General features: G+C 40.2%; 26 protein-coding genes. 17 read left to right on the top strand and 9 right to left on the bottom strand.

Annotated elements, in window-relative coordinates; translation table 11 throughout:
• Positions 1-15 precede the first annotated feature (15 nt).
• Together ampE and ampD are read right to left on the bottom strand one after the other, a co-directional pair.
• A complete protein-coding gene (gene ampE / locus L1266_RS04905; RefSeq protein ID WP_166340475.1) occupies positions 16-867 on the bottom strand; it encodes a beta-lactamase regulator AmpE in 852 nt (283 codons plus the stop codon).
• Positions 868-888: 21 nt separating this feature from the next.
• Complete coding sequence (gene ampD, locus L1266_RS04900) at positions 889-1,431, bottom strand: 1,6-anhydro-N-acetylmuramyl-L-alanine amidase AmpD (RefSeq protein ID WP_166340473.1); 543 nt, start codon at positions 1,429-1,431, stop codon at positions 889-891.
• 187 nt (positions 1,432-1,618) lie between these two features.
• Between ampD and nadC the strand changes: the two genes are divergently transcribed.
• From nadC to yacG, 8 genes are all read left to right on the top strand, one after another.
• Positions 1,619-2,467 (top strand): carboxylating nicotinate-nucleotide diphosphorylase, encoded by an 849-nt coding sequence (gene nadC / locus L1266_RS04895; protein WP_166340471.1) that lies wholly within the window; start codon positions 1,619-1,621, stop codon positions 2,465-2,467.
• A gap of 491 nt (positions 2,468-2,958) precedes the next feature.
• A complete protein-coding gene (locus L1266_RS04890) occupies positions 2,959-3,393 on the top strand; it encodes a pilin (RefSeq protein ID WP_235377011.1) in 435 nt (144 codons plus the stop codon).
• 442 nt (positions 3,394-3,835) lie between these two features.
• Positions 3,836-4,750: an O-antigen ligase family protein gene (locus L1266_RS04885; RefSeq protein WP_235377010.1), complete on the top strand. Its 915-nt coding sequence runs from the start codon at positions 3,836-3,838 to the stop codon at positions 4,748-4,750.
• 15 nt (positions 4,751-4,765) lie between these two features.
• Positions 4,766-5,995 (top strand): type II secretion system F family protein, encoded by a 1,230-nt coding sequence (locus tag L1266_RS04880; protein ID WP_235377009.1) that lies wholly within the window; start codon positions 4,766-4,768, stop codon positions 5,993-5,995.
• Positions 5,996-6,118: 123 nt separating this feature from the next.
• Positions 6,119-7,015 (top strand): prepilin peptidase, encoded by an 897-nt coding sequence (locus tag L1266_RS04875; RefSeq protein WP_166340466.1) that lies wholly within the window; start codon positions 6,119-6,121, stop codon positions 7,013-7,015.
• Between the two features lie 2 nt (positions 7,016-7,017).
• Positions 7,018-7,614 (top strand): dephospho-CoA kinase, encoded by a 597-nt coding sequence (gene coaE / locus L1266_RS04870; protein WP_138619058.1) that lies wholly within the window; start codon positions 7,018-7,020, stop codon positions 7,612-7,614.
• Between the two features lie 198 nt (positions 7,615-7,812).
• Complete coding sequence (pilB, locus tag L1266_RS04865; protein ID WP_138619056.1) at positions 7,813-9,489, top strand: type IV-A pilus assembly ATPase PilB; 1,677 nt, start codon at positions 7,813-7,815, stop codon at positions 9,487-9,489.
• Between the two features lie 73 nt (positions 9,490-9,562).
• Positions 9,563-9,796: a DNA gyrase inhibitor YacG gene (gene yacG, locus L1266_RS04860; RefSeq protein WP_054550981.1), complete on the top strand. Its 234-nt coding sequence runs from the start codon at positions 9,563-9,565 to the stop codon at positions 9,794-9,796.
• A gap of 60 nt (positions 9,797-9,856) precedes the next feature.
• On the opposite strand, the gene L1266_RS04855 is transcribed toward yacG, so the two are convergent.
• On the bottom strand, positions 9,857-10,384 hold the full coding sequence (locus tag L1266_RS04855; protein WP_166340462.1) for a Spy/CpxP family protein refolding chaperone: 528 nt from the start codon (positions 10,382-10,384) through the stop codon (positions 9,857-9,859).
• Positions 10,385-10,555: 171 nt separating this feature from the next.
• On the opposite strand from L1266_RS04855, the gene L1266_RS04850 reads away from it, so the two are divergent.
• From L1266_RS04850 to L1266_RS04840, 3 genes are read left to right on the top strand one after another with little or no spacing between them, the layout of a single operon-like run.
• The gene (locus L1266_RS04850; RefSeq protein WP_194441856.1) at positions 10,556-11,245 is read left to right on the top strand and encodes a response regulator; all 690 of its coding nucleotides are present in this window, start codon (positions 10,556-10,558) and stop codon (positions 11,243-11,245) included.
• A 1-nt stretch (position 11,246) separates the two neighbouring features.
• Positions 11,247-12,632: an ATP-binding protein gene (locus L1266_RS04845; RefSeq protein ID WP_194441857.1), complete on the top strand. Its 1,386-nt coding sequence runs from the start codon at positions 11,247-11,249 to the stop codon at positions 12,630-12,632.
• Positions 12,633-13,574 carry an alpha/beta fold hydrolase gene (locus L1266_RS04840; protein WP_054550978.1) on the top strand — a complete coding sequence of 314 codons (942 nt, stop codon included), beginning with the start codon at positions 12,633-12,635 and terminating at the stop codon, positions 13,572-13,574.
• Here L1266_RS04840 and L1266_RS04835 read toward each other — a convergent pair.
• A complete protein-coding gene (locus L1266_RS04835; RefSeq protein ID WP_138602166.1) occupies positions 13,553-14,461 on the bottom strand; it encodes a cation diffusion facilitator family transporter in 909 nt (302 codons plus the stop codon). The genes L1266_RS04840 and L1266_RS04835 overlap by 22 nt on opposite strands.
• 101 nt (positions 14,462-14,562) lie before the next feature.
• On the opposite strand from L1266_RS04835, the gene trmL reads away from it, so the two are divergent.
• The gene (gene trmL / locus L1266_RS04830) at positions 14,563-15,027 is read left to right on the top strand and encodes a tRNA (uridine(34)/cytosine(34)/5-carboxymethylaminomethyluridine(34)-2'-O)-methyltransferase TrmL (protein WP_054550977.1); all 465 of its coding nucleotides are present in this window, start codon (positions 14,563-14,565) and stop codon (positions 15,025-15,027) included.
• Between the two features lie 102 nt (positions 15,028-15,129).
• A complete protein-coding gene (locus L1266_RS04825; protein WP_235377008.1) occupies positions 15,130-17,016 on the top strand; it encodes a putative bifunctional diguanylate cyclase/phosphodiesterase in 1,887 nt (628 codons plus the stop codon).
• A gap of 72 nt (positions 17,017-17,088) precedes the next feature.
• On the opposite strand, the gene gpsA is transcribed toward L1266_RS04825, so the two are convergent.
• The 4 genes from gpsA to L1266_RS04805 are packed head-to-tail and all read right to left on the bottom strand — an operon-like array spanning position 17,089 to position 19,346.
• Positions 17,089-18,096 (bottom strand): NAD(P)H-dependent glycerol-3-phosphate dehydrogenase, encoded by a 1,008-nt coding sequence (gpsA, locus tag L1266_RS04820; protein ID WP_055022087.1) that lies wholly within the window; start codon positions 18,094-18,096, stop codon positions 17,089-17,091.
• 3 nt (positions 18,097-18,099) lie between these two features.
• Positions 18,100-18,585, bottom strand: coding sequence for a protein-export chaperone SecB (gene secB / locus L1266_RS04815; protein ID WP_054550974.1), 486 nt, complete (start codon positions 18,583-18,585; stop codon positions 18,100-18,102).
• A gap of 41 nt (positions 18,586-18,626) precedes the next feature.
• Positions 18,627-18,884, bottom strand: coding sequence for a glutaredoxin 3 (gene grxC, locus L1266_RS04810; protein ID WP_054550973.1), 258 nt, complete (start codon positions 18,882-18,884; stop codon positions 18,627-18,629).
• Between the two features lie 30 nt (positions 18,885-18,914).
• Positions 18,915-19,346: a rhodanese-like domain-containing protein gene (locus tag L1266_RS04805; RefSeq protein ID WP_054551326.1), complete on the bottom strand. Its 432-nt coding sequence runs from the start codon at positions 19,344-19,346 to the stop codon at positions 18,915-18,917.
• Positions 19,347-19,538: 192 nt separating this feature from the next.
• Here L1266_RS04805 and gpmM point away from each other — a divergent pair, with 192 nt between their 5' ends.
• The 4 genes from gpmM to L1266_RS04785 are packed head-to-tail and all read left to right on the top strand — an operon-like array spanning position 19,539 to position 24,324.
• A complete protein-coding gene (gene gpmM, locus L1266_RS04800) occupies positions 19,539-21,083 on the top strand; it encodes a 2,3-bisphosphoglycerate-independent phosphoglycerate mutase (RefSeq protein WP_235377007.1) in 1,545 nt (514 codons plus the stop codon).
• Positions 21,084-21,086: 3 nt separating this feature from the next.
• On the top strand, positions 21,087-22,226 hold the full coding sequence (locus L1266_RS04795; protein WP_054550971.1) for a murein hydrolase activator EnvC family protein: 1,140 nt from the start codon (positions 21,087-21,089) through the stop codon (positions 22,224-22,226).
• A 35-nt stretch (positions 22,227-22,261) separates the two neighbouring features.
• A complete protein-coding gene (locus tag L1266_RS04790; RefSeq protein WP_235377006.1) occupies positions 22,262-23,530 on the top strand; it encodes a S41 family peptidase in 1,269 nt (422 codons plus the stop codon).
• Positions 23,531-23,565: 35 nt separating this feature from the next.
• Positions 23,566-24,324 carry a divergent polysaccharide deacetylase family protein gene (locus tag L1266_RS04785; protein WP_187490263.1) on the top strand — a complete coding sequence of 253 codons (759 nt, stop codon included), beginning with the start codon at positions 23,566-23,568 and terminating at the stop codon, positions 24,322-24,324.
• Positions 24,325-24,485: 161 nt separating this feature from the next.
• On the opposite strand, the gene L1266_RS04780 is transcribed toward L1266_RS04785, so the two are convergent.
• Positions 24,486-24,664: IS3 family transposase (locus L1266_RS04780; protein ID WP_235377129.1), on the bottom strand; the 179-nt coding region annotated here is incomplete at its 5' end.

The following is a 24,664-nucleotide window of genomic DNA, read 5'->3' as shown; positions in this document are numbered from 1 at the left end:
CGCTAACTTTACACACTACGCCAAACCACCAAATAAAGTAAGTGCTGCGATGATCACTAAAAAGAACAATACATTTCGTTTTACAAGCTTCATCATGCAAGTAGCTTCATAAGTACAACCAAAATGTTGTTGCTCTATTTGCTCAGCGGCAAGTGCGGTTTGCGTAACAACTTTGCGGTTACTCACTGAAAAGTCGAGCACATATTTGAGCCAACAACTGGTACCTTTATTAAAGTTACCAATCACTAAATAACCAAAGCTTGCAACTCGTGCAGGTAACCAATCAAGCCAGAACAATAAGCTATGGATCAGTTTAAAACGCTTAGCGTACGCCACTTTATGGTCGTCTCTGACTTTATCAGCAAAAGTTCGAACTAGCGCATAAAGAACTGCGCCAGGCACACCTAAAACCACAAACCAAAAAATAACTGCACAGTAAAAGCGAAAATTTAGCCAAGCTAGAGTTTGGCCAAAAGTCTCACCTTGAGGATCATCTTCTGTTTTCTTTTGACCCATTTGTAATGCATATAAGGTAGCCGCTTCTTGGTCGTTGCGGGTTAACGCATTTAAGTAAGACTTATATAAAGCACGTTGTTTAGCACAGCCAAAACAAACCAGCAGCACAGCAACATTCACTGCCAGCTGCCAAATAATAAAATCAGAGAGTTGATAGACTAAACCTGCGGCAACGACAGGCAACATTAACCAAATCAAAAAGCCAATTGGCGAATTAAATAAACCTTTTTCTGAGAGTTGTTTTTGCGAGTGTTTAAGATATCTATTGGCATAAAAACCGATTTGCCAATAATCTGCTCGAGCTCCTAAACGCTCAATCACCAAAGCAATAATTATTGAAATTAAGATCATGCCTTTACCTATATCCTTTAACTAAAACACTAAATCAAAATAGTATTGCCAATCAAAACTCACACCAGGGTCAGTTTTTCTGCCCGGTGCAATATCACAATGGCCAACAATGCGCGAACGGTTTATCTCAGGGTACTTTGCCATCAACGCCTTAGTCACTAAGTGTAATGCATTATATTGGGCTTGGGTATACGCTTTGGTGTCTGTACCTTCAAGCTCAATGCCCACGCTAAAATCATTACAGCGCTCTCTACCTTCAAACGTTGAGATACCGGCGTGCCAAGCTCGTTTCTCAAAAGGCACGTACTGAATAACTTCACCGGTACGACGAATAAAGCAATGTGCTGACACTCTTAAGCCTTTTAAATCAGCAAAGCTTTCATGCGCCGTACAATCAATTGTTCCCATAAATAAATCATCAACATAAGGCGTTGCGAACTGCCCTGCTGGCAATGAAATATTATGAATAACAAGTAATGATACCTCGCCTTCTGGGCGTTCATCGTAATGTGTACAGGGCCTTTGTAACACATTGTTTAATTGACCCAATTCATTTATATGCATATTAAAAACTAACGATGACAATAAAGTTAAATAGTGTAAAGGGTTAAAATCTCAGGGTCTAGTTGCTTTGATTCAATCACTTAAAGTAACAGTGGGGATACTTTACTGTAGCCAATCTTTGTCTTCTATTGAGGGGTTAAACATAGTAAAATTTCGCCAATTTATTAATAAACAATGAGCTTTCGACATGTCAGTCCCACACACATTAATTAGCCAACTGGTAAAACTCGCCCTTGATGAAGATTTAAATTACCAAAGCGCAAATGACGGTGATATTACCGCGCAACTAATTCCAGAAAACGAGCTAGCAAATGCCAAGGTAATTACCCGTGAAGACTGCGTATTTTGTGGTAAAGACATTATTTTAGAAGTTTTTAACCAAGTCGATCCTACAGTAAACGTTGAAGTACTTGTAAATGATGGCGACAAAGTAGCAGCCAATAGCACGCTCTTCACCGCATCAGGCTCAGCTCGCGCAATTTTAACTGCTGAGCGCACTGCCCTTAACTTTGTACAAACACTCTCAGGTACAGCAACAACAACAGCTCATTATGTAAGAGAGATTGAGGGTACAACGACGCAGCTACTCGATACGCGTAAAACAATTCCTGGCTTACGTGCGCTACAAAAATACGCTGTAAAATGTGGTGGCGGTGCGAATCATCGCATCGGTTTGTTTGATGCGTTCTTAATTAAAGAAAACCACATCGCTGCCTGCGGCGGTATTGATAAAGCAGTAGCTCAAGCAAAAATCAATCACCCTACAAAGCCAGTTGAGGTTGAAGTAGAGTCACTTGATGAGCTTGAACAAGCGATCACAGCAGGTGCTGATATCATCATGCTTGATAACTTTACAGTCGAACAAATTCAACAAGCAGTCGTGCTGACAGACAAGCGAGCAAAGCTCGAAGTATCTGGCAACATGACACTCGAAACCTTAAAAGCCTATTCGCAGGCTGGCGTTGACTTTATTTCAAGTGGCGCACTTACAAAAAATTTACAATCAATCGACCTTTCAATGCGCTTTAGTGCTTAAAAATAGCTAGCCACGTATTTAATGCTTACCTAATCCGTTGACAACGAAATAAAAAAAGCATTAAATACGTACAAAGCTTGTAATAGTAACAAAAAACAAACATTTATACGGCAAAATATCACTCTTTAGTATGTCTGCACCCTAGGCTCTTACACACATTTTAGTTTCACTCTTCAAAGTATTAGCAAGGATGCCATATCAAACAGTGCAATAATTGAATTAGCTTGACCTGTCTCAAACTAAAGTAGGAAAGTTCTGAAAAAACCTCTAGCTAACAGGAAAATAGCTTTCAAAATCATTGAATAATGCTAAAGTTAATTAATGTTTTCAGAACATGGGAAGTTCTAAGAGTTTTATGTTATCGATCAAGCTTTATTTAAAGAAGTTTTAATTAAAACTGTAAGATTTATCCTGTAAATTGAGCCTTGGTTTACAACGCTGAAGTTACAGCTAAACTTACAAAATCATCATATCCTTTAGGAGAGGAACAAATGACAAAACAAAACCAACAGGGTTTCACCCTAATTGAATTAATGATTGTAGTTGCAATCATCGGTATTCTTGCTGCAGTAGCACTTCCGGCTTATCAAGATTATACAGCTAGAGCACAAGCTTCAGAGGCTGTATCTTTGACCGCAGGAATTAAAACGGGTGTTGCTGAGTTTTATCAAAGTGAAGGTGGGTATCCTACGGCCAGCACTACACCAGCTTTAAGCACTTACGCAGCAACTGGAACATATTCATCTGTGGAGTTAAAAGCGGATGGTGTTATTGAGGCGACAATGAATTCAACTGGCGTTTCTAGTGATCTACAAGGTGCTGTCTTTACATTTACGCCTTCGGTTACAGGCGGCACATTCAAATGGTCTTGCACTCACAAATTAACAAATGAGGCAATTGCACCTAAAGGATGTACGAAAAGTTAAATGAAAATGAGGCTACCACCATGTAGCCTCACTTATGATGAACCTAATCTTACATATTAATTCAAAGAAATATTTCCTAGTTTTTATAATTACTAGCATTTTATTATTATCAACTCTCCCTATCTCTTATTTTCTAGATGTTAGCCATTATAACTGGCAAAGGTTCTTACAGATAGTACTTCTTTTATTTTCAATTAAGTACCTTAAGTTAGTTGAAATTATCAACTACAAAGATAGAACATTACTACTTATTCTATTTTCTACTACACTTTTCTCTTCATATTTTAGTCAAAACAAACTAACTTCCTTTTTATACTTCACGCATTATTTATTATTATTTGGGTTAATTGGCTTCGGTATATTCTTATCGAAAAAAGTAAGAACATTTCTTTTCTTACTAGCTATAACAAATATTATTGTTATTTCAATCAGCATACTGAATATGTCATTTTACATCTATCATGGAGATTCAAATGAAATAGCAAGTGCTTATCTAGGTTTTTCTAATATCAGATTCTTTAACCAGTTTCAGGTTGCTAGTATCTTCAGTATAATTTATTTTATATTAAATAATAAATGCAAAAGACTATTCTCACTTTTTTTATTCTTTAATTTTATATTAATGTTTCTGACATCAGCGAGAGGGGCTATTTTATCAGTATTTACTGTATTAATATTAATGACATTAACAAACTTAAAGTTAAAAACAAAAAAAGTTTTAAACGCGACATTTAAAATTGCATTTTTAGCGATCGTTTTTTATATAATTTTCACATTATATTTAGATAGCAATGAACTTAATAAGCTTTCAAAGATTAGCACCTCAGGCAGACTAGATATGTGGATAGAAATCCTAAAAAAAATTAATCATAAAAGTATCTTAGGTTATGGTCCCGGCTCTTATTTCTCAAAAGATATACTCGTTAGCCATCCACACAACAGTTTATTACAGATATATCACAATTGGGGAGTTGCAGCATTTTTAACAACATTACTTTTGACATTAAAAATGTTAAGATTCTTCTTACAAAAGTTTAAAGAAATATCAATATTACACTTATCTTTATGCGGTAGTGTAGGTTCACTTCTAACCTACTCATTATTTAGTGGTGTTTTTGTTATGCCCCTTCCCCAGACTTTATTATTTATTTTTATTGGTTTATTTTTAAATTACGCTTACTCTTTTCAAGAAAAATCTGACATCAAAAAAAGACTCAAGGTAAATATATTTTCTTCAGCTCTGTACGTAAGCTACTTATTTCTTGTTATTTTAAGTTTAGATTGTTCGTATAATCATCAATATGGTCCTAACTTCTGGAGTAAAGGCCATGTATCACTTTCCCGATGTAATTTATAACTTTAAGGAGTAGCTATGGCAAAACAAAATAATGATAAGGACTTAGATACTTTCCAATGGGTAGGTGTTAACTCTCGAGGTAAAAAACTTGAAGGTGAACTTTCTGGCCAAAGTATTGCTCTGATAAAAGCACAACTCCGAAAACAAGGTATTACTCCTTCTAAGGTAAAACGCAAAGCAAAACCGTTATTTGGCATTAAATCTGTTCAAAAAATTACGCCAAAAGATATTGCCTTAATTACACGACAGATTGCCACTATGCTGATGGCAGGTGTTCCCCTAATCCAAACTATTGAGATGATCGGGAGCGGTACAAAAAATAAAAGTATTACTAAATTAATGGAAGGCATAGGTGATGAAGTCAAAGCCGGTGTGCCACTTTCTCAAGCGCTCCGTAAACACCCTCGTTATTTTGATGATTTATATTGCGACCTTGTAGCATCAGGTGAACAGTCGGGTGCCCTTGATAAAATTTTTGACCGTGTTGCGCTTTATAAAGAAAAGGCAGAGGCCTTAAAGTCAAAAATTAAAAAGGCCATGTTTTATCCAATTGCAGTTTTGGTGGTCGCAATCATTGTAACTTCTATTCTACTTATATTTGTAGTGCCACAATTCCAAGATATCTTTAATGGCTTTGGTGCTGAGTTGCCGGGCTTTACTTTAATGGTGATTGGTATTTCTGAGTTCATGCAGGAATATTGGTGGATAATTCTAATTGTAATTATCGCCGCAGGTTTTGCTTATAAAGAAGCTCTATTAAAAAGTAAAAAACTCCGAGATGCTAACGATAGAGCCATATTAAAACTCCCCGTTATTGGTATGATTTTGAATAAAGCGGCGGTTGCGCGTTACGCTCGTACTTTATCAACTACGTTTGCTGCTGGTGTACCTCTGGTTGATGCACTTGACTCTGCTGCGGGTGCTTCTGGTAATGCGGTTTATCGCTATGCTATTTTAGAAATTAAAGCAGAAGTGAGCTCTGGTAATTTAATGAACTGGGCAATGCGTAACTCTAAAATATTCCCCGATATGGTGATCCAAATGGTAGCCATTGGTGAAGAGTCTGGCTCACTTGATGGCATGCTTGCTAAAGTCGCAACTATTTATGAGCAAGAGGTTGATGATGCCGTTGACGGTTTATCAAGCTTACTTGAGCCACTCATTATGGCTGTATTAGGTGTGCTGGTTGGTGGTTTAATTGTTGCTATGTACTTGCCTATATTCCAGTTAGGGTCGGTGATTTAACACATGGCTGTAAGTAAAACTCAAAACGCTAGTTGATAACTTGCTACATAAAATAAATAATAAAAACAGTTCAACACAGCGAAATAAATTCGGCCTCTAAATGGTCAGATGTTAGGTATTTTAATGGAAAACTTTTTTCTTGATATAACCACTGCGATGCAAAGTCAGCAGTGGTTTTATTTTTTAACTGTGGGCTTAGTAAGCCTATGTATTGGTAGCTTTTTAAATGTGGTGATTTATCGTTTACCACTGATGATGAAAAGAGAATGGCAAACGGAATGCCGTATTGTATTGGCCGATGAAGTCAGCTCAAAACAGCAAACAGAACAAGCTCCCTTTAATTTAGTAAAACCTAATTCAACCTGCCCAAAATGCAAGGCTCCGATTAAAGCTTGGCAAAATATCCCTGTGCTAAGTTGGCTATTATTAAAAGGTCGCTGCGCAAATTGTCAATCACCAATATCTGTACGCTACCCTATTGTTGAAATGCTTACGGCGGTTTTAAGTTTAATTGTTGCTGCTGTTTTTGGCCCAACAACGCTTGCTCTGCTTTATATATTTATTACCTGGGTTTTAGTCGCTTTAACCTTTATCGATATAGATCACATGCTACTACCCGACCAACTAACCCTTCCTTTAGTATGGTTGGCACTGATTGCAGCCACTATGGATATTACCATTGCTCCAAGCGACGCTATTATTGGCGCAGCAATTGGCTACTTAAGCTTGTGGAGTGTCTACTGGCTATTCAAGTTAGCCACAGGTAAAGAGGGTATGGGATATGGCGACTTTAAACTATTAGCTGTGTTTGGTGCGCTATTAGGTTGGCAAGATATTTTAACCATAGTGCTGTTATCAAGTGTGGTCGGTGCCATCATCGGTATTGCGCAAATCATTATTCAAGGTAAAGATAAAACCACGCCAATTCCATTTGGGCCCTACCTTGCCATTGCCGGTTGGCTAACCTTGCTTTGGGGTGAGCAAATTCAAGCTTACTACTTTAATTATTTGGGCTACTGATTATGGCAAGCTGGATTTTAGGATTAACGGGTGGAATCGGATCAGGGAAAAGTGCAATAAGCGCCATGTTTGAAGAGCTTGGCATTCAAGTGGTTGATGCTGATATCGTGGCTAGAGAGGTCGTTGAGCCAGGTTCAACGGGACTTGAAAAAATTACTGAACACTTTGGTGATGAGATACTCACTACTGATGGCAGCCTTGATCGTGCAAAACTAAGAGCAATTATCTTTGCTGATGAATCACAAAAGCAATGGCTAAATAATTTATTGCATCCGCTTATTAGAGAGTCAATGCTCGCTCAATTACAGCAAGCCACCAGCCAATATGTAATATTAGTTGCGCCTCTACTTTTTGAAAATGGCCTAGATCAATTCTGTGATCATACTCTATTGATAGATGTTCCTGTTGAAGTGCAAATAACGAGAACCACAGCTCGAGACAATATCTCTGTTGAATTAGCTAAGCAAATCATCGCTTCACAAATGCCCAGAGCAGATAAGCAACAAAAAGCGACAGATACATTAGATAATAACCGCCTTCTTTCTGAGGTAAAAATTGATGTACAAAAGTTGCATGAGAAATACCTAACTTTAATTTAACGATATTATTGATTTAAATACTTATTTTTGTAAAAAAGCAGCCACAGAAAAACAATACCAAAGTACCAACTAACTAGCTAAACATTTGAGTTTATGGTTAATTTATTTTGCAATTTTTCCAAAATCAGACAAGACTGATGTAACCGTTTTACTTTTTCTGTTAGATTGTGGCAAATAAAGGATCAAACTAGGTGCGCAATGAATATTAACTCACCGCTACTTCGAAAATTTATCACTCTAGGTCGCATTGATGCAGAGACCGTAAAATCAAAGCAGCGCGAATACAGCTCTACTGCGGAGCTAATTTCTAAAACATGTGGTATGGCTGGCCATGAGCTAGCAGAGCAATGCACAGATCTTTTCAGAGTCCCTTATTTTGACATCAAAGATTTTGATGTATCACACATTTCTGAAGAACTTGTTAAAGACAAACTCATTCGTGAACACCACATTCTGCCTTTAGTAAAAAAAGGCCGTAAACTCTACATTGCCGCCTCTGATCCAACCGATTACGGAGCCTTTGAAAACTTTGAATTTAGTACTGGCCTTTCATGTGAAGTAGTTGTTGTTGATTACGTTCAGCTCGAAAATAAAATAGAACAATTACTTGATGCTGCAGGCGGTTTACACTTAAGTGAAGATGAGTTTAAAGAACTTGGCGATCTTGAAACCGAAGCTCCTAAAGACTTAACCAGCAAAGACGAAGATAAAGACGATGCGCCTATTATTGTCTACATCAATAAAATTTTGATGGATGCGATAAAAAAAGGTGCATCGGATCTACACTTTGAACCTTATGAACACCGTTACCGTGTACGTTTTCGTATCGATGGTATTTTGCATGAAATGGCAAGTCCACCCAATAGCTTAGCGAGCCGTTTGTCGGCGCGTATTAAGGTTATGTCTCGACTTGATATTGCAGAAAAGCGCAAACCTCAAGATGGTCGTATTAAGCTTAAAATCACTGAACGTAAAAGTATCGACTTCCGTGTAAGTACGCTACCTACCCTTTGGGGCGAGAAAATCGTAATGCGTATTCTCGACTCATCAAGCGCTATGCTAGGTATCGATGTACTTGGTTATGAACCAGAGCAGAAAAAACTCTACATGGATGCACTTGAACAGCCCCAGGGCATGATCTTAGTAACCGGTCCAACAGGTTCTGGTAAAACCGTATCACTTTATACTGGTTTGAATATTCTTAACCAGCCAGAGCGTAATATCAGTACTGCCGAGGATCCAGTAGAGATCAACCTTGAAGGGATTAACCAAGTACAAATTAATCCAAAGGCAGACATGACCTTTGCCAATGCATTAAAGGCTTTCTTACGACAAGATCCCGATGTCGTAATGGTTGGTGAGATCCGTGACCTTGAAACCGCTGAAATTGCAATAAAAGCGGCGCAAACAGGTCACTTGGTATTATCGACTCTGCATACAAACTCAGCACCAGAAACCCTTACTCGTCTTTTAAATATGGGTGTTCCTGCTTATAACGTCGCAAGTTCAATCAGTCTTATTATTGCGCAGCGTCTAGCAAGACGACTTTGTCCTAAGTGTAAAACACCAGAAACACTCCCTGATGAAGAATTGATTCGCCAAGGTTTTGATAAAGACAAACTCAATGAAGTTCAGCTATTCGCACCAAAAGGCTGTGACAGCTGTACTGAAGGGTATAAAGGTCGAGTTGGTATTTACGAGGTAATGCAAATTACCCCTGAAATAGCGCAAATTATTATGCGTGGTGGTAACTCACTCGAAATCGCTGAAGTATCTCTTCGCTCAGGCTTTAATGATCTACGTTTATCAGGCCTAAAAAAAGCCGCCGATGGTGTTACCTCTCTGGCTGAAATAAACCGAGTAACGAGTTTCTAAACAAATTCGTTACTGGATTCTCAACTAACTGTTCAGTAAGATCTGACGAAAGAGCTTAATTAAGAGTGATATCATGCCAACAGTTGTAGACTGCCCAACATGCAAAGCCAAAGTAGAATGGTCAGAACAAAGCCCACATCGTCCATTTTGTTCAAAACGCTGCCAGCTAATAGATTTAGGTGAGTGGTCGTTTGAGAACAATAAAATTTCTAGCCCAATTAGCAATGCTAATGATTTGAGCCAAGATATGATTGAAGATATCGAAGCGATGCTAGCTAAAAACGATGATTCATTCTTTAAAGAATAAAGCGTCAAATACAAAAAATGCGGCATTTGCCGCATTTTTTATATTAATAGTAATTTGGTATTAACCTTCAGAACGCTCACCTTTGCGCTCTCCGCGTGGACCATGGTGACCCTTTTTGTGACCTTTTTTACGCAGGTGCTTTTTAATCTCTTGATAGCTTTCGCGCTGTTCAGCATTTAAAACCTGCCAAATGGCATGATCAGATTTCATTTTTAGCATTGCAAACTGCTGGCCTTTTTCTTGACGCGCATTAATTAGTTCTAATGCGGCATTTTCATCAAATGTTTTAGCTGCTAATAACGCATCCATTTTCTCTTTGTGCGCAGTACGAGCGGCTTTCATTGCATCTTTATCACCACGCAGTGCTGCAAATTGTGTTTTCTGCTCGGCAAAAATCGCTTTAAGTTGCGTTTGCTGATCTTCTGTAAGCTGTAATTTATCAATACCACGCTCAGAAAGTAAAAAACGAGCTTGTGGATTCATCCCACGGTTAAAGTCACCTTTCGCCATTGCTGAAGTAGCACCGACACTCGCTGCTGCTAAACCACAAACAAGTACGAATTTAGAAAGCTTATTTGAAATAGTCATAATCATTACCTTTTGTTGGGTTGTGCTCTGTTGTCGTTTCCGACTGATGGGTTAACTATAACTAATTCAATGCAAAGGAGCGCAAACCAGTGTAAAGGTTGTGTAAAGATTCACTTTTACACAATTTACTGAGTAAAATAACCTTAAAGAAATAAATAGCTAGGTGTCAGAATGAAACTATTAATGATCGACGACGATACAGGATTGTGCGAATTACTCAGCGAGTACTTATCAGCACAAGGTTTTACAGTAGAGTGTGTTCATGATGGCGCTGAAGGCCTAAAACAAGCTATAACGCATAACTATGAGCTAATATTGCTTGATGTGATGCTACCCTCTTTGGATGGCTTTGAGGTGCTAAAGCAGTTAAGACAACATAAGCTTACTCCGGTGATCATGCTAACCGCGAAAGGCGAAGACTTTGATCGTATCTTTGGTTTAGAGCTAGGCGCAGATGATTATATTCCTAAACCATTTAACCACAGAGAACTGCTAGCCCGCGTTAAAGCAATTACCCGTCGCATCGAGCATATCAACAGCTTATCGAACCAACAGGCCAGCTCCTTGAGTGTTAACAGCATCAATGTTAATTTCGCAACTCGTGAGGCTTCTGTTAAAGACAACGTACTTAGCCTAACCGGCACTGAGTATGAGATCCTTGCCATGCTAGTACAACATGCCGGTGAAGTGATCAGCAAAGAACAAATAAGTGAGCAAGTCCTTGGTAGACGCCTTGCCCCTTTTGACCGTTCAATCGATATGCATGTCAGCAACATCCGTAAAAAGATTGCAGAACACGTTAGTAATGAACGGATCAAAACCATGCGCGGCAGTGGTTATGTATTAATACAAGGCGAATAATATGCAAACTCCAAGCTGGCTAAAGCATCCCCGCCATTATTTGTTTTTAAAAATATTTGCTTGGTTTTGGGTTACTGTCATAGCGACTATCACAATACTGGTGTTTTTAAGCCAGTTAACGAGCAATGTCGGCAATGACGACCTGCGTGGACCCATGCTGAAAAATCTTGAGTACACTGCTAAAAGTATTGAACGCATTGTTGCTAAACACGGAAAATCAACTCAAGAGGTTTTATCTCATCCGCGCTTATCAAAGCATAAATTACTGTACTTAAATGGTGAGGTTCATGGTGTTGAAATGCTTAGCGAACCTGTATCCAAAGACATTGATTTAAGCTTGCTGAACTTTACCAAATATATGCGCCCGCAAATTATTTTTACCGACGAATACCAAGCCTACGGACCGGTAGCTTTGAATGTACCCGAAGGTAAATTTTATCTTTATGAAATCGATGAAAAACGCAAGAAACCGTTTTTTGTCAGCCTATGGCTAATGCCTGTTTGGCTCAAGCTGCTTATTGCTTTAATCGCCTCATTGATGCTCAGTTTCTTCTTTAGCCGTAACTTAATTGCACCTATTAATAGTTTAAAAGAAACCGCAAAAAAACTGGCTCATGGCGATTTAACTGCCCGCGCCGATGTATCTCCTACTCGTCAAGATGAGTTAGGTGTACTTGGTCGTGACTTTAATACCATGGCGGTACAACTTGAGCAGCTTATTAGCGCGCAAAAAAGATTACTAGCAGATATTTCCCATGAACTACGCTCACCATTAACGCGCTTAAAAATGGCCACAGGCCTTGCACAAATGCAAGCAGATGACGCTCAACACGCTTATTTAGAGCGTATTGAAAAAGAGGCAAATCAGCTCGATAAAATGATTGCCGATGTACTTCAAGTTTCACGCTTAGAAGCCAAAAGCCAAACCCTAGCGTTGAGTACGCAGTCTTTACAAGTGATTGTTGATCATGTTCTCAACGATGCTCAATTTGAAGCCAAGCAAAACAATAAAGAGCTTATTGTCAATGGTACACTAACTGCCGATTTAAAATGCGATGAAACCTTAATAGCCAGCGCACTTGAAAATGTACTACGCAATGCCATTAAATACGCAGAACTTTCAATCTCAATAGGTTTAGTTGAATCAGATGCTATCTACATCACTGTTTGTGATGACGGTAAAGGGGTTGATGAAGCAAACCTAGCAAGGCTATGTGAACCTTTCTTCCGTCAGGAGCATGCTCGCGATAGAAACACTGGGGGCACAGGCTTAGGTCTTGCAATTGCAAAGAATGCTATCTCAGCACATGATGGTACACTAACACTTGAAAACCAAGAACATGGCGGACTATGCGTAAACATCCGTCTCCCATTTAAGAGTGAGTAAATGTTTTACAGTAGCGAAGCAAGTCTTGTTAGTAACCTACCTAATATTAACCAGTTTTTTTCTGAGCAATTAAAGCAAGACTTTCTGAGCACCGCTCATGGCAAGCTTTATTACGGCTATGCTATTCCTCAGCAAGCAAAAACGGCCATCGTTATCAGTACTGGCCGTATAGAATCTCTAGTTAAGTACAAAGAGTTGCTTTGGGAGCTATATCAAAATGGTTTTGCGGTTTTTAGTGTTGATCACCAGGGGCAAGGCCGCTCTTATCGTCATCTAAAAAATACTCATAAAGGCTATGTAAACCGTTTTACTGATTACGCAAATGACTTTGCTGTATTTATAGAAAAAGTGGTGCAGCAACACTGGCAAGGAAAGCAGGTTTTGCTTGGCCACTCTATGGGCAGTGCCATTGCCTATGATTACCTATCACGCTATCAGCATCAATTTGCAGGGGCTTTTTTATCAGCGCCGATGTTTGATATCTATACCAAAGGCACGCCAAAACCTGTAGCAAAACTGGCTGCTAAAATTGCATCCTTACTTGGTCTTGGCCGCAGTTACGCATTTGGCCAAAGCGATTATTTACCCGTCGACTTTGCAGCTAATGAACTAACCAGTAGTGAAATTCGATATAAGCTGTTCAGAGAGCTGTATGCAGCAGAAGGTGATTTACAACTAGGTGGCGTCACCTATGGTTGGCTTAATGCGTCGTTTGATTTTATTGCCTCTTTAGTGGATAAAAAAGTCGATATTCCTTTGTTTATCGCCAGCGCAGAGCAAGACACCGTAGTCGATAACGCTGCGCAATTTGCACTTACTCATAGACAAAAGCAAGCACAAATAAAAAGCTACGCAGGTGCTCGCCACGAGTTATTGTGTGAACGCGACGAGATCAGACAAGCAGTACTCTGTGATTTTTATCAATTTTGTGCAGAACTTTGACGTGTTTTGTTAACTACTGAAAGTGGGTCTAAGTGCATTAAAATATCCATTTCGCAATCAAAATGCGTTTGAATTAACGCTTCTACTTCATCAGCAACTTGATGTGCTCTTAATAATGATAAAGAGTCTTCCAGCTCTAAATGCATCTGAATAAACTTAATTTTACCACCTTGGCGGGTGCGAATATCATGGGCGCCAAATACGTCTTGATGACTATTCACAATGGCGAGTATCTCAGCTTTTTCTTCATCTGGCAGTTCTTTATCCATTAAATGATCAGCACTGTCACGAGCAATGTCCCAACTGTTATAAAGTAAATAAACAGCCACACCAATAGCAAATAATGGATCGGCATAAGCAACACCGTACTTAGCTAACACAATTGCCAGTAGTACGGCCAAATTTAAGATTAAATCGCCTTTATAATGAATCGAGTCTGCTTTAATGGCAATGGATTCGGTGTGATTGATCACCTTAGTTTGTACAAACACCACTACGAGCGTACAAACGATAGCGAAAATACTTACCCAGATACCAAGATCAGAATGCTTTAAGGTTACCGGATTAAATAAGCGCTCAATACCATGAAACGCTAAGAAACAACCAGAACCTGCTATAAAAGCTGCTTGTGCAAGCCCAGCTAACGCTTCGGCTTTACCGTGACCAAAGCGATGATCGTCATCAGCAGGACGCAGTGCATAGCCAAGCACTAAAAAACTCATCAGTGATGCGGTAATATCCATTAACGAATCGGTCAATGAACCCAGCATTGACGCCGAGCCAGATGCAAGCCATGCCCAGCTTTTTGCCGCAATCATTAAACTCACCATAACAATGGTGACTAGACTCGCTGTTTTAACCCAAAACTCGTAACTACGATGCTGCACAACAACTTACCTTAAGTGAGTAACTGTATTGAGTATATCATCTTTTCTTTCTAGTTCGTGTATACTCAGCAGCAGATCAAATCCTTTAAAATGAGATTCACATGCTTGATATTGTGTTGTACCAACCAGAAATTCCACCAAACACGGGTAATATCATTCGCTTATGCGCAAACACAGGTTATGCGTTACACCTAATTGAACCACTTGGTTTTGAGTGGGATGATAAACGTGTAAAGCGAGCTGGCCTTGATTATCATGAGTTTAGCCATGTACAGCGCCATGCCTCGTTTGAAGCATACCTTGAAAAATGCCAACCAAAAAAAGTCTATGCTTGCACAACAAAGGGCAGCCAATTTCATCATCAAGCACAATACCAACCCGGCGATTGTTTAGTGTTTGGGCCAGAAACGCGTGGCTTACCTGATGAACTCATTCAATCATTACCGAAAGAGCAACGTGTACGCATTCCAATGCAAAAAGACAGCCGTAGCATGAACTTATCTAACTCAGTGGCTGTATTTGTTTATGAATCTTGGCGTCAATTAGGGTTTGTGAACGGTCAATAATGCACTGAAAATGTGATTTAAAATTATCCACTAATTATTTAGCACGACCTTTTTTAATATACTAATCTAAAAGGGCTGATTTAATACTTTAGATGGAAAGTAATGCGTATTTTCACCCTAGTGTGCTGTATCATTTTACTGTTACAGCACTTTGCCAGTGCTGCAACAGTTTTCACTTCCAACCCACCGATTGCTTTAACAAGTTATGTTATCACCGCAGCACTTACCTTGTTATTACTCATCGTAGTAGTGATAATTATTAGTATTGCTCTACTGCGTAAAAAACAGAGATTGGTTTTTGTTGATGCGTTACTTTCAAAATCGAAAGACGCTGTCTGGGTTACTGATGATGAGTTCAATATCATTGAGGTTAATAGAACATTTAGCGAAATCTCAGGTTTTAGCGAGGATGATGTCATCGGTAAACGATTTAAAGCACATACATCTAATGGCCGTGACCAACAATTAGAAGCAATTATAAAGCAAGAGCTTATAGATGATGGCTATTGGTCTGGTGAAATTTGGAATGTCCGTAAAAATGGCAAACCCTACGCCCTTGATTTATCCATTACTAAAATTACGACTTCACGCTTTTTCAAGAAATCAGTTCGCTATGTCGGAGTATTTTCAGATATAACAGCCCGTAAGAATAACGAGCGCACGATGCTCAAGCTTACAACCAAAGATACTGTCACTGGTTTATCAAACCGCGCCATTTTTATAGAGTCGCTCGAAAAAGCGATTAAAGCCTGTAACGACACATACCCAAGCTTGCTAATCATATTTATCGACCTAGATAACTTCAAAAAAATAAACGACTCTTTGGGGCATACTGTTGGAGATGTTTTATTAAAAGAAGTTGCTTGCCGTCTTACTGGCGCACTCAACTCAGCTTTTACCATTGCAAGACTCGGCGCAGATGAATTCGCGATTCTTGTGCCGCCCTATCTCTACTCAGGTAAAACGGTATTCTTCGCCAAGAAGACCGCAGACATCGTACTGCAGCAATTCAAAACCCCTTTTATGTTGGATGGTTTTGAGACTTCGCTATCTGCCTGTTGCGGCCTTGCTATTTATCCAGACAACGCCTATAACTGTGAATACTTAATGCGCAGCGCAACTAGTGCTTTGAATCATGCTAAGAAAATGGGCCATAATACATATCAATTTTTTGATAAAGACCGCCACACACTCGACCCAACCGAGTTAACCAAAGAAAGCGCTTTATTTAGAGCTATCAACAACAATGAGTTTGAGCTTTATTTTCAGCCTAAGTTTGATGCCCAGCATAATCAGTTATACGGCTTTGAAGCATTAGTTCGCTGGCCACAAGAAGATGGCAGTGTGATTAACCCCGATGAGTTCATTCCGCTGGCTGAACAAAATGGTGCCATTATTCCGCTTACCCAATTACTAATGGAACAACTACTTAATCAACTGGCACAGTGGCGAAAACAAAACATTTCGTTTGGTAATGTAGCTATTAATATTTCAGCCCTACACTTTCAACAAAGTAGTCTTATAGAAACACTCGTTGATAATTTGGCTAAATTTGACGTCCCAGCACATTGCTTAGAACTCGAGATCACAGAAAGCGCTATGATGGACAACCCCGAGTTCGCAGAGCAGCAAATGAAACGTATAAAATCACTAGGTGTACATATTGCACTAGATGATTTTGGAACAGGTCATTCATCACTCAGTTACTTAAAACGCTTTCCTATTGATACGCTAAAAGTCGACAAGTCATTCGTAAAAGACATCGATAAAAACGACCAAGATCGCAATATCACCGCCACCATAGTGCGATTAGCTAAATATTTAGATATTAATGTGGTCGCCGAAGGAGTAGAAACAGAAGAACAAGCCTACATGCTACATATTATGGGCTGTCATTTTCAACAAGGTTATTATTACTGTAAGCCATTAAAAGCTGAGCAAGTTAGCGAATTTATTAACGAAAAATTAAAAAAGCAACAATCAAGCTAATGATTAGAAATATACTTTAAATAAAAAACGCGATTAATAAATCGCGTTTTTTATTTAAAGTATATTTCTAAATTATTCAGATTTTTGCTCACGGCCAAGTAGTGCCATCGCAGCTTCTTTTACATCTTTATTTTCATAAAGCACTTGGTAAATTTGCTCCGTTATTGGCATTTCGATACCAGTGCGCTCAGCAAGTAAATACACTTCTTTGGTATTTCTATAGCCTTCAACAACCTGACCAATAGATTCAATCGCAGCTTCTACGCCTTCACCCTTGCCAAGAGCAAGGCCAAAGCGACGGTTACGAGATTGGTTATCTGTACAGGTTAAGATCAAGTCACCAAGGCCGGCCATACCCATAAAGGTATCTGAACGGGCACCTAATGCACAACCTAAACGGCATAGCTCAGCTAAACCGCGAGTGATTAAAGCAGTACGTGCGTTGGCACCGAAGCCAAAACCGTCAGACATACCTGCGCCAATCGCAATGACATTTTTAACTGCGCCACCAAGCTGTATTCCAATAAAGTCATCATTGTTATACACCCTAAATGAGCGGCCACAGTGTAAAAGGTCAGCTAATTGCTTAGCAAAGTCTTTAGAAGTCGACGATACCGAAATAGCGGTTGGTAACCCCATTGCCATTTCTTTGGCAAACGTAGGTCCTGAAAGCACAGCCAGAGGAACATCATCTCCTAGCTCTTGTACCGCTACTTCTTGCAATAAACGCCCTGTATTTGGCTCTAAACCTTTGGTAGCCCATGCAACCTCAGCACCTTCTGACAACCAAGGTTTGATTTTTTGCAGCGTGCCAGCAAAAGCATGACTCGGCACAACAACCAAAATGATCTTGCTTGCTTTAACTGCCGTTTCTAAATCAGCTTCTAGTTGGAGGGTTTCAGGAAAGCTAACATCTGGAACATAACGTTGATTCTTTCGCTCAGCTGCAAGCGTAGCAACGTCATCGCTATTGCGGCCCCACAAAGTAACTGGGTGGCCATTTCTGGCAAAGCAAATAGCAAGGGCGGTGCCATATGACCCCGCCCCTAATACTGTAACAGCTGATTGTGCTGTACTCATAGCTTATGCGTCTGCAGTTGCCTGTTGATCTTGAGCTGCACGTTGTTGCATGTATTGAGCAAATAGTGCGTCGAAGTTAACTGGCGCTAAGTTTAATTGTGGGAAAGTACCACGGTTAACTAGGTTTGATACTGCTTCACGTGCGTAAGGGAAAAGTACGTTCGGGCAGAAAGCACCTAACATGTGTGCAAGTTGAACTTCTTCAACTTCACCAATTGTGAAAATACCCGCTTGTTGGATTTCACATAGGAATGCAGTTTCTTCACCGATTGAAGCCGTTACTGTTAAAGCAAGAACAACTTCAAACACACCTTCTTCTAATTTGTTAGAACGAGTATCTAAGTCAAGCTTAACTTCAGGAGTCCACTCTTTTTGGAAAATAGCAGGTGAGTTAGGCGTCTCAAATGAAACATCTTTTGTGTAGATGCGTTGGATTGAGAATTGAGCGCCGGCTTGTTCTGCTGCTGCGTTTTGATTTTCTTCGTTCATTGTAATTCCTAACTTGTATTCGTTTTTATATTTAAAATTTATTAAGCGTTAAGCTTTGCGTCTAAAAGGCCTTGCGCTTCAATTGCCATCATGTCGTCACAACCGCCGATATGTTCATCATTAATGAAAATTTGCGGAACTGTGTAACCACCATTTGCTTTGTCGATCATTTCATCACGACGCTCAGGGTGAACACCAATATCGATATTCGTGTAGTCTACACCTTTACTGTCTAATAACGCCAAAGCACGTTGGCAGAATGGGCAGTATGCTTTTGTGTAAAGAACAACATTACTCATAATAATTCCTCTATCGGGCAGTGAGCCTTATTAACGACCGGTCGTTGTTGGTAAGCTAGCTGATTGCCAAGCGCCCATACCGCCCGCTAATACATAAACACGCTCAAAACCTGCTTTATGCATTGCAGTTGCGATACCTGAGGCTGTCATGCCCGTGGTACATACTAGTATAATGGGTTTCGTCTTAAACTTTTCAAGGCTTGAAAAATCAGATTGCTTTGCTTTTTCCGGATTTAAGTGAGTTGCGCCTGCAATACGGCCAGAGTTAAACTCTTTTTGTGAACGTATATCAATCACTTGGCCATCATCACGGTTGATTAGCAAGGTAAGTTGCTGTGGGTTGATTTGACGGATAGCCGAAAATTTACTTTTAAACCAACTGCTGATCAGCATTGCAACTAATGCCAACCAGATAATGCTCAAAACCGGATGATTCGAGATAAATTCAATATATTGATCCATGCGTTTTCCACTAAGAAATTTAGGTACCACAGCGCATAGCCATGGGTTAATTAAAATTTGCCACGCAAGTATACGTGCTTGAATTGAAAATGCTAGGGCGTGAAATATTTTAATATGACATATTGATAGCTGATCAAAACCATAAAACACGGTATGCTAGTGATATATAAGTGCCAATCTTCAGGAGCTATAATGACAGAGCATAAAAAACCATTGGTATTAATGATCTTAGACGGTTGGGGATACCGTGAAGACACAGAAAGTAACGCCGTACTTGCTGCTAATACCCCAGTACTCGACAACCTTTGGGCAACCCGCCCACATACATTAATTTCAGGTTCGGGACTTGATGTTGGTTTACCTGCAGGACAAATGGGTAACTCTGAAGTAGGTCACGTAAATTTAGGTGCTGGCCGAATCGTTTACCAAGATTTCACTCGCATCACTAAAGCCATTGAAGATGGTGAGTTCGATAGTAACCCTGCACTTGTTGATAATATCGATAAAGCTGTAAATGCAGGCAAAGCCGTGCATATCATGGGCCTTTTAAGCCCAGGTGGCGTTCATAGTCACGAAGACCACATTGTTGCAACAATCGAACTAGCTGCTAAACGCGGGGCAAAAGAAGTTTACTTCCATGGTTTCTTAGACGGTCGAGACACGCCACCACGCAGTGCAAAAGCCTCAATTGAGCGTATCGAAGCTGTATTTGCTGAACTTGGCTGTGGCCGTTTAGCCACGCTTGTTGGTCGTTATTATGCAATGGACCGTGATAACCGTTGGAATCGTGTCGAGCTTGCTTATGATGTTATGGTGAGTGGCATTGCTGAATACAGCTACACTGACGGTGTAACCGCACTAGAAGCCGCTTATGCACGTGACGAGAACGACGAGTTCGTGGCTGCAACAACGGTTGTACCTGAAGGCCAAGCAGCTGCAGAGATCAATGACGGCGACACTGTTATCTTTGCTAACTTCAGAGCAGACCGAGCACGTGAAATGACTCGTGCCTTTGTTGATGCTGACTTCAGTGGTTTTGATAAGAAAAAAACACCTAAGTTAAGCGCTTTTGTAATGATGACAGAGTACGCAGCAGACATTAAAGCGCCGATTGCGTTTGCTCCGGAGCCTTTAACAAATGTATTAGGCGAATGGTTAGAGAAACAAGGTAAAACACAGCTACGTATTTCTGAAACAGAAAAATACGCACACGTGACCTTTTTCTTTAGTGGTGGTCGTGAAAATGAATTTGTTGGTGAGACTCGCGAACTGATTCCATCACCACAAGTAGCAACCTACGATCTGCAACCAGAAATGAACTCTGAAATGCTGACCGATAAACTTGTTGAAGCAATCGCTAGCGGCAAATACGATGCCATCATCTGTAACTACCCTAACGGAGACATGGTAGGTCACTCAGGCGTATTCGAAGCAGCAGTGAAAGCATGTGAAGCAGTTGATCATTGTATTGGTCGTGTAGTTGCAGCACTTGAAGAACATGGTGGTGAAGCGCTTATTACAGCCGATCATGGTAATGCTGAACAAATGGCTAACCCAGCAACGGGCCAAGCACATACCGCACACACCAGTGAGCCAGTGCCATTTATCTATGTTGGCCGTGATGCGACACCACATGATGGTAAAACACTGAGTGACGTGGCTCCAACCATGCTTCACCTACTCGGCTTAGAGCAGCCAAGTGAAATGACTGGTAAACCAATCATGACGCTGAAATAAGCTATGAGTAAATGTATTAACCACTTCCTTAAAACTGGTTTAATACTGACTTCATTAGTAGCAACTACGGTTGTTGCTAATGAAGATCAAACCAAAAAAGACTTATCAGACATTCAATCAGCTTTACAAAAAACAGAGGCTGAGCTTAAAGGTCAACGCAAGTCCATTGCCCAAATGCGTAAAGATCTGCGCGCCCATGAGCTCGACATCGCCAAAAATGCCAAAGCATTAAACCTTGCCGCCCAATCTGTTAAAGAAAATGAGCAACAACAACGCGAACAACAAGCTAAAGCTGAGCAACTTAAAGCCCAGCAAGCACAACGCCAAACCTTATTAGCTGCACAACTAAAAAGCGCCTATATGGCGGGTAGTCATGACTATTCAAAGATGTTGCTTAACCAACAAGACACAGCCAAAATTGAGCGTACACTAAGTTATTATAATTACTTAAATAAAGCACGTATTGAGCAAATTGAAGAACTCAAAGCACTGCAGCAAGAAATTGCAGACAACCAAGCTGAGCTTGAAAAAACCAAACAACGTCTAGTTGCCTTATATGATGAGCAAAAAAGACGCCAGCAAGCTCTAGTCAATGCACAGCAAGAGCGTAAAACTAACCTCAATAAACTCCAGTCAGCGTTAAAAGAAACGAAGAGCTCAATTGATTATTTAAAAGAAAATGAGCAAACCCTGATCACCGCCATTGAAGAGCTTGAACAAGAACGAAACGAAAAAGTTGAATTACTAGGCTTACAAAGTAGTAAGGGCAAACTCGACTGGCCAACCAAAGGAGCATTACGCCACCGCTTTGGACAACGCAAGCACGGCAACATAGATTGGAAAGGCGTACTAATCAGCGCCAAAGAAGGCAGTAATGTTAAAAGCGTACAGAACGGCCAAGTGGTTTACGCTGACTGGCTAAATGGCTTTGGCTGGGTTATCGCTATTGATCATGGCGATGGCTTTATGAGCTTATATGGTCATGCTCAAACCCTTCTTCGCGATGTTGGCGACCTTGTTAGAGAAGGCGAAACGATTGCTTTAGTCGGTCAAAGCGGCGGACAACCAGATCCTGGTCTATACTTTGAAATACGCCACAAAGGACGCGCAGTAAATCCTGTAAAATGGTGCAGACGCATTTAATTGATTAAATAGCTGCACTCTATGAGGAGCAGCTGATGCTAAACACAACTTACTCTTACAATGCTCATTTTTCCCCAGCTAAGTTTTTTACTCAGCTGTCTTTTCTATTACTTGTCAGCTTGCTATGCCTGATATTGCAATCGTTTCAGGTTGTTGCAAAACCCTCGTTACAATCACTACAGCATCAGCAACTGAACGAAATCCTATTTAATATTCATACGTATTATGTTGATGATCTGAAGCTACAAAACGCATTTGTAACTCAACCTGATAACTTACAAGTCGAAGCGTTATTCGAGCGCCTTGATCCATATTCAAAATATCTCGATGAAACTGAACTCGATGCTATCTTCAGTAGCACTAATGGTAGGTACACAGGACTCGGTATAGAAGTAAAGATCGAAGAGGGTCGGGTATATATTGTTAACACTATTAATAACTCACCTGCGGCGCTTGCGGGTCTTCAGGTAAATGATGAAGTTATTGCGATTAATCAACAGCCTATTTTAGACAAAAGCATCGAAGAAGTGGCTAAGTTGATTCGCCAAAGCGGTGAGAACGCCGTTGATGTAGTTGTTAAAAGAGACACAAATACTGAGCTTAATTTCTTGGTTAAGCGCCAACAGATTAACCTAGAAAGTGTTAGTGGCCATTTAGCAGATACAGGCGTTGCACTGATCAGTATCAATGCATTTAACAATCATACATTGCACGATGTTGCTCGAGAGCTTGCAAAAATGCAGGTCACCAATAGCTTCCCTCTTTCAGGTTTAATCATTGATTTACGCGATAACCCTGGCGGTACATTACAAGGGGCGATTGAAGTTGCAGATCTGTTTTTAGATAACGGCACCATCGTATCCACCAAAGGTCGCTTTAATGAAGCTAATCAGAAGTTTAAAGCCCATAAAGGCGACATACTCAGTGGCGCTCCTATTGCCGTGCTAATTAACGAAAACTCAGCCTCTGCAGCTGAAATACTCGCAGCAGCACTGAGAGACAATCAACGAGCGGTGCTAATTGGCGAAACTTCATTTGGTAAAGGCTCAGTGCAATCATTGATACCTCTAGGTAACGGTAATACCGCATTAAAACTGACTACAGCACGTTATTACACACCTTTGGGTCAATCTATCGATGGGAAAGGGATCACTCCAGATGTGAGTATTAATCAAACAATGCTTTCAGAAATTGACCAAGGCGTTATAATAAAAAATATCCAAGAATTGGCGCTTTTTAGCTCACTTCTAGATAGACAAGACAAAAAGCAACTTACAGCAAAGCAGCTCGTTATTATGCAGTAAGTAAATGCTCACAACGGATATAATAATTACAAAAAGTGAACTTAAAAAAAGGCTTATTACTCGCCGTATGTTGCCTACCGCTATTCTGCCAAGCAAAGCAAATAGCCATAGTAATCGATGATATAGGCAATCATCAGCGCGACCTTGAAATATTAAACTTACCAGGGCAAGTGACCTTTTCAATCTTGCCCCATACACCCTATTCGCAAATATTTGCTGAACGCGCCAGTAGAACTCATAAAGAACTACTTTTACATGTTCCCATGCAAGCGCTTGATAAAACCAAAGCACTTGGTCCGGGTGCGCTCACCGATACTATGAGTAAGTCAGAGTTACAAACAACCCTTGGCCATGCATTAGCCTCTTTACCACAAGTAAAAGGGGTCAATAACCACATGGGATCTGAGCTAACACAGCTTACCGAGCCAATGAAATGGACGATGGAAGTATTAAAGAAACGTGGTTTGTATTTCTTAGACAGCCGTACAACGAGTCAAAGTGAAGCACAAAATGTTGCTAACCTGTATGGTGTCGCAAATGTATCTCGCCATGTATTTCTTGATAACAATGTCACCCAAAGTCAGCTACAACACCAACTAGAAGAGCTAAAAACCAAAGCTCAACACTTCAACTACGCAATCGCCATTGCCCACCCCTACCCAGAGACCGTTGCTTTTCTACAACAAGCCCTCCCAGAACTACAACAGCAAGGCTTCGAACTTGTTCCCCTCTCACAACTAGTCGAAACAAAGTACATTCAACTAGCCAAAGCAGAGCAAAAACAAGGGGAATGAGTGTTATAAACGAGAGTTAGCGAGGGGAAAGTTGCAAGAGTAAAGTTTGGAAATCTGGCGTAGGTTGGGTAGAGCGAAGCGAAACCAAACACAGAGCTATCAGCTTTCAGCCGTCAGCTATCAGCCGCGGTGATCTGACCCCGATAAAGTAGACACGGGGTTTAATTAACTTGTTCGTACTGCATGGGACTTTTATACCCTAGGGTGCCATGTCTTCTTACTGAGTTGTAGTATTTTTCAATATAAAAATACGTTTGTGTTGTCATTTCACTACGACTCAGTTCATTTAAATTCTTTATCCACTCCTTTTTATACTGCGCGAAAAAGCTTTCTGAGCACG

This window comes from Pseudoalteromonas sp. Cn5-37, assembly GCF_021532495.1.
Lineage (GTDB): Bacteria > Pseudomonadota > Gammaproteobacteria > Enterobacterales > Alteromonadaceae > Pseudoalteromonas > Pseudoalteromonas simplex.
Note: the sequence above shows the minus strand (reverse complement) of the source record. Positions and strands in the feature narration are given on the sequence as shown.